Genomic DNA, 5,282 nt, shown 5'->3' on the forward strand with positions numbered 1-5,282 from the left:
GCTATCACCTGATCACCTCGATCAATCGCGTGACCGGCTTCCTTGGTCCGCAGGGCAAGCCGATGCCGATGCGCGACGAAGAGGTCAATCAAATCCTCAACCGCGTTGAGGAAGGCGAAGCCGCGCCGCGCAACCTGATCCGCTTTGAAGTGGGCGAGCAGGTGAAAGTGACCGACGGGCCGTTCGATGGCTTCTCGGGCATGGTCGAGGATGTCGATGAGGATGCCAGCCGCCTGAAGGTGACGGTGTCGATCTTTGGCCGGCCGACGCCGGTCGAGCTGGAATTCACGCAGGTGCAGAAAGTCGCCTGACGTGCAAGCCGGTGGGAGGCGACCCTGGATTAAATCCGGGGGGACCGGACCACTAAACTGCACCCCTTCGGGTGCCAGTGATGAAGGAGAGGCCAGATGGCCAAGAAAGTAGTCGGCAGCCTCAAGCTGCAAATCAAGGCGGGTGCCGCAAACCCGTCGCCCCCCGTTGGCCCGGCTCTGGGTCAGCGCGGCATCAACATCATGGAATTCTGCAAGGCGTTCAACGCCAAGACGCAGGAGATGGAGAAGGATTCTCCGATCCCGACCGTGATCACCTACTATGCCGACAAGTCGTTCAGCTTTGAGACGAAGACGCCGCCGGCGTCCTTCTACCTCAAGAAGGCGGCCGGTCTGAAGCCGGTGGGCAAGCGCAGCCGTCCGCGTGGTTCGGAAAAGCCGGGTCGTGAGACCGCTGGCTACGTGACCGTCGCCCAGGTGCGCGAGATCGCTGAAGCCAAGATGAAGGACCTTTCCGCGAACGACGTTGAAGCCGCGATGCAGATCATCCTCGGCCCCGCCCGTTCGATCGGTATCGAGGTGAAAGGGTAAGTCATGGCCAAGCTCGGAAAACGCACAACGGCGGCGAAGGCCGCTTTCGAAGGCAAGTCGAACCTTTCGGTCGAGGATGCCGTCAAGCTGATCAAGGGTGCCGCGTCGGCCAAGTTCGACGAGACGCTGGAGATCGCAATGAATCTCGGCGTCGATCCGCGTCACGCAGACCAGATGGTCCGCGGTGTCGTGACTCTGCCGAATGGCACCGGCAAGACGGTGCGCGTGGCGGTCTTTGCCCGTGGCGCCAAGGCCGATGAGGCCACGGCGGCGGGTGCCGATATCGTCGGCGCCGAAGATCTGATGGAGACGATCCAGTCGGGCAAGATCGAATTCGATCGCTGCATCGCGACCCCGGATATGATGCCGGTCGTCGGTCGTCTGGGCAAGATCCTCGGACCGCGCAATCTGATGCCGAACCCGAAGGTCGGCACCGTGACGATGGACGTGAAAGCGGCTGTTGAAGCGGCAAAGGGCGGCGAAGTCCAGTTCAAGGTCGAAAAGGCCGGTGTGATCCATGCCGGTATCGGCAAGGTGTCGTTCGACGAGGGCAAGCTGGCGGAAAACGTCCGGGCCTTCATCGACGCGGTTTCGAAAGCCAAACCCACAGGCGCGAAGGGTGCATACCTCAAGAAGGTGTCGCTCTCGTCGACCATGGGGCCGGGTGTCAGCGTCGATCTTGTGTCGGCAGGTGCCCAATAAGAATTCACCGGGTCCTTGACCCGATGAATGGCGGGGCGGAAACGCCCCGTCCTGTCCGAGACGGAGGGTGGGGGAAACCCCATAAATCCTTCCTGAGATGGGGAACGAGACGAGATTTACCGGGGCAAGCCTCGGGTGATCCTGGCCTCGGGACCATCACGGACCCGAACGTCGCGGAGTAAATCCGGGACAGAACTGAGCCGGGGGGAAACCCCCATACTTGGAGTGAAACTGTGGATAGAGCCCAGAAAGAGAAAGTGGTCGAGGAACTCGGCCAGATCTTTGAAAGCTCTGGCGTCGTGGTGGTTGCCCACTACGAAGGCATGACAGTTGCTCAGATGCAGGACCTGCGCGCATCCATGCGTGAAGCGGGTGGGTCCGTCCGTGTCGCCAAGAACAGGCTCGCCAAGATCGCCCTTGAGGGAAAGCCCTGCGCAAGCATCGGCCAGCTTCTCACGGGTATGACCGTACTCGCCTATTCCGATGATCCTGTCGCTGCTGCGAAGGTCGCGGACGCCTATGCCAAGAAGAACGAAAAGTTCGAGATTCTTGGCGGCGCCATGGGTGAGACGGGTCTGGACCAGGCCGGTGTCAAAGCTGTGGCCGCCATGCCGTCGCGCGAGGAGCTTATTGCTTCCATCGTCGGCTGTATCGGCGCCCCCGCTTCGAACATCGCCGGGGCCATTGGCGCACCTGCTTCGAACATCGCGGGCATCCTTTCAACTTTGGAAGAGCGGCAAGCCGCGTGAGCAATCCAGTGCCTTCGTGGGGTGAAACCCGTCGTTGGAACACATACTTAGGAACGGAACAGAGAAATGGCTGATCTGAAGAAACTCGCCGAACAAATCGTGGGCCTGACGCTTCTCGAAGCGCAGGAACTCAAAACCATCCTCAAGGATGAATACGGCATCGAGCCGGCTGCCGGTGGCGCCGTCATGATGGCTGGCCCGGCTGCTGGTGCTGCCGAAGCCGCTGAAGAAAAGACCGAATTCGACGTCGTCCTCACCGACGCCGGCGCACAGAAGATCAACGTGATCAAAGAAGTGCGCGCGATCACCGGTCTCGGCCTGAAAGAAGCCAAGGACCTCGTTGAGGCCGGCGGCAAGGTCAAAGAAGGCGCGGCGAAGGCCGAAGCCGAAGAGATCAAGACGAAGCTCGAAGCGGCTGGCGCCAAGGTCGAGCTCAAGTAATCGTCCGGGGCTTCGGTCCCGACGCGCAAATCTGGCTGGGTCCGGGGGTTTCCCGGGCCCAGCCGAACCTGTCTTGGAAGGGGCATCCGCTGTCCTTAGGTCAAGGATGCCCCTTCCAAGGCGAGGTTAACGGTTCGGGAGCCCTCCGGTGGGACGGAGGGCATGAATTGAACCGGCTCCCTTATTCGCAAGCGGCGCGGCCCCGTGTCCCCGACGGTCCGCACCCGCGAAGAGACGAAAGGTGACGACGAGCATGGCGCAGGCGACCGTTGGCCAGAAGCGTATCCGTAGATACTTCGGCAAAATCCGTGAAGTTCTTGAGATGCCGAACCTCATCGAGGTTCAGAAATCCTCATATGACCTCTTCCTGAAATCCGGCGACCAGCCCCAGCCGCTTGACGGCGAGGGCATCAAGGGCGTCTTCCAGTCGGTTTTTCCGATCAAGGATTTCAATGAAAACGCCATCCTGGAGTTCGTGAAATACGAGCTTGAGAAGCCGAAATACGATGTCGAGGAATGTCAGACCCGCGACATGACCTATGCAGCGCCCCTGAAGGTGACGCTGCGCCTGATCGTATTCGATGTCGACGAGGATACCGGCGCGAAGTCGGTCAAGGATATCAAGGAACAGGACGTCTACATGGGCGACATGCCCCTGATGACGCCGAACGGCACTTTCATCGTCAACGGCACCGAGCGGGTCATCGTTTCCCAGATGCACCGGTCGCCCGGCGTGTTCTTCGACCATGACAAGGGCAAGACCCATTCGTCGGGCAAGCTTCTCTTTGCCTGCCGCATCATTCCCTATCGCGGTTCCTGGCTCGACTTCGAATTCGACGCCAAGGACATCGTGTTCGCGCGCATCGACCGCCGCCGCAAGCTGCCGGTGACCACGCTGCTTTATGCGCTCGGCCTCGACCAGGAAGGCATCATGGATGCCTATTTCAACACGGTCGATTTCAAGCTGAAGAAGAACAAGGGCTGGGTGACCAAGTTCTTCCCCGAGCGTGTGCGCGGCACGCGGCCGACCTATGACCTCGTCGATGCCGCTACGGGTGAAGTGATCTGCAAGGCGGGCGAAAAGGCCACGCCGCGCATGGTCAAGAAGTGGATCGACGACGGCAAGATCACCGAACTGCTGGTGCCCTTCGATCATATCCTCGGCCGTTTCGTCGCCAAGGACATCATCAACGAAGAAACCGGCGCGATCTATGTCGAGGCCGGCGATGAGCTGACCCAGGTCGTCGACAAGGATGGCGAGATCACCGGCGGTACGCTGAAGGTGTTGCTCGACAATGGCATCACTGCGTTGCCGATCCTCGATATCGACAATGTCAATGTCGGTCCCTACATCCGCAACACGATGGCCGCGGACAAGAACATGAACCGCGACACCGCGCTCATGGATATCTACCGCGTCATGCGCCCGGGCGAGCCGCCCACGGTTGAGGCCGCCTCGGCGCTCTTCGACACGCTCTTCTTCGACAAGGAGCGGTATGATCTTTCGGCCGTCGGCCGGGTCAAGATGAACATGCGGCTCGACCTCGACCGGCCCGACACCCAGCGCACGCTGGATCGTGGTGACATCATCTCCTGTATCAAGGCGCTGGTCGAACTGCGCGACGGCAAGGGCGAGATCGACGATATCGACCACCTCGGCAACCGCCGGGTGCGTTCGGTCGGCGAGCTGATGGAAAACCAGTACCGCGTCGGCCTGCTGCGCATGGAGCGCGCGATCAAGGAACGCATGTCCTCGGTCGAGATCGACACGGTCATGCCGCAGGATCTGATCAACGCGAAGCCGGCTGCGGCCGCGGTGCGTGAATTCTTCGGCTCTTCGCAGTTGTCGCAGTTCATGGACCAAACCAACCCCTTGTCGGAAGTGACCCACAAGCGGCGTCTGTCGGCCCTCGGGCCGGGCGGTCTGACCCGTGAGCGCGCGGGCTTTGAGGTGCGCGACGTGCACCCGACCCACTATGGCCGGATGTGCCCGATTGAAACGCCGGAAGGCCCGAATATCGGTCTGATCAACTCGCTGGCGACCTTCGCCCGCGTGAACAAATACGGCTTCATCGAGACCCCCTACCGCACGGTGAAGGACGGTCAGGTGACGGATGAAGTTCAATACATGTCCGCCACAGAAGAGATGCGCCACACGGTCGCTCAGGCCAACGCGCAGCTTGATGAGAACGGCAAGTTCAAGAATGACCTCGTCTCGACCCGTCAGTCGGGCGAATTCATGCTGAACTCACCCGATGTGGTGGACCTGATCGACGTCAGCCCGAAACAGCTGGTTTCGGTTGCCGCCTCGCTGATCCCGTTCCTTGAGAACGACGACGCGAACCGCGCGCTTATGGGGTCGAACATGCAACGTCAGGCCGTGCCTTTGCTGCAAGCAGAAGCACCGCTTGTTGGGACGGGCATCGAAGAGGTTGTGGCACGCGATTCCGGTGCCGCCTACATGGCGAAGCGCGCAGGCGTGATCGACCAGGTGGACGCATCCCGTATCGTTATCCGTGCAACCGAAGAC

General features: G+C 60.8%; 6 protein-coding genes. All 6 read left to right on the forward strand.

What is annotated here, in order from left to right:
* Nucleotides 1–311 (forward strand): transcription termination/antitermination protein NusG (gene nusG / locus WBB85_RS16000; RefSeq protein ID WP_432639595.1); only part of this gene is annotated, 311 nt, incomplete at its 5' end.
* Nucleotides 312–407: 96 nt separating this feature from the next.
* Nucleotides 408–860, forward strand: a complete 453-nt coding sequence (rplK, locus tag WBB85_RS16005) for a 50S ribosomal protein L11 (RefSeq protein ID WP_432639596.1) — start codon at nt 408–410, stop codon at nt 858–860.
* Between the two features lie 3 nt (nt 861–863).
* Nucleotides 864–1,562, forward strand: a complete 699-nt coding sequence (gene rplA, locus WBB85_RS16010) for a 50S ribosomal protein L1 (protein ID WP_432639597.1) — start codon at nt 864–866, stop codon at nt 1,560–1,562.
* Between the two features lie 233 nt (nt 1,563–1,795).
* A complete protein-coding gene (rplJ, locus tag WBB85_RS16015) occupies nt 1,796–2,311 on the forward strand; it encodes a 50S ribosomal protein L10 (protein ID WP_432639598.1) in 516 nt (171 codons plus the stop codon).
* Between the two features lie 66 nt (nt 2,312–2,377).
* Nucleotides 2,378–2,752 (forward strand): 50S ribosomal protein L7/L12, encoded by a 375-nt coding sequence (gene rplL / locus WBB85_RS16020; RefSeq protein WP_432639599.1) that lies wholly within the window; start codon nt 2,378–2,380, stop codon nt 2,750–2,752.
* A gap of 253 nt (nt 2,753–3,005) precedes the next feature.
* The coding region (gene rpoB, locus WBB85_RS16025; protein WP_432639600.1) for a DNA-directed RNA polymerase subunit beta at nt 3,006–5,282 on the forward strand (2,277 nt) is incomplete at its 3' end.

Source organism: Albidovulum sp. (assembly GCF_049646345.1).
Classification (GTDB): Bacteria; Pseudomonadota; Alphaproteobacteria; order Rhodobacterales; family Rhodobacteraceae; genus Albidovulum.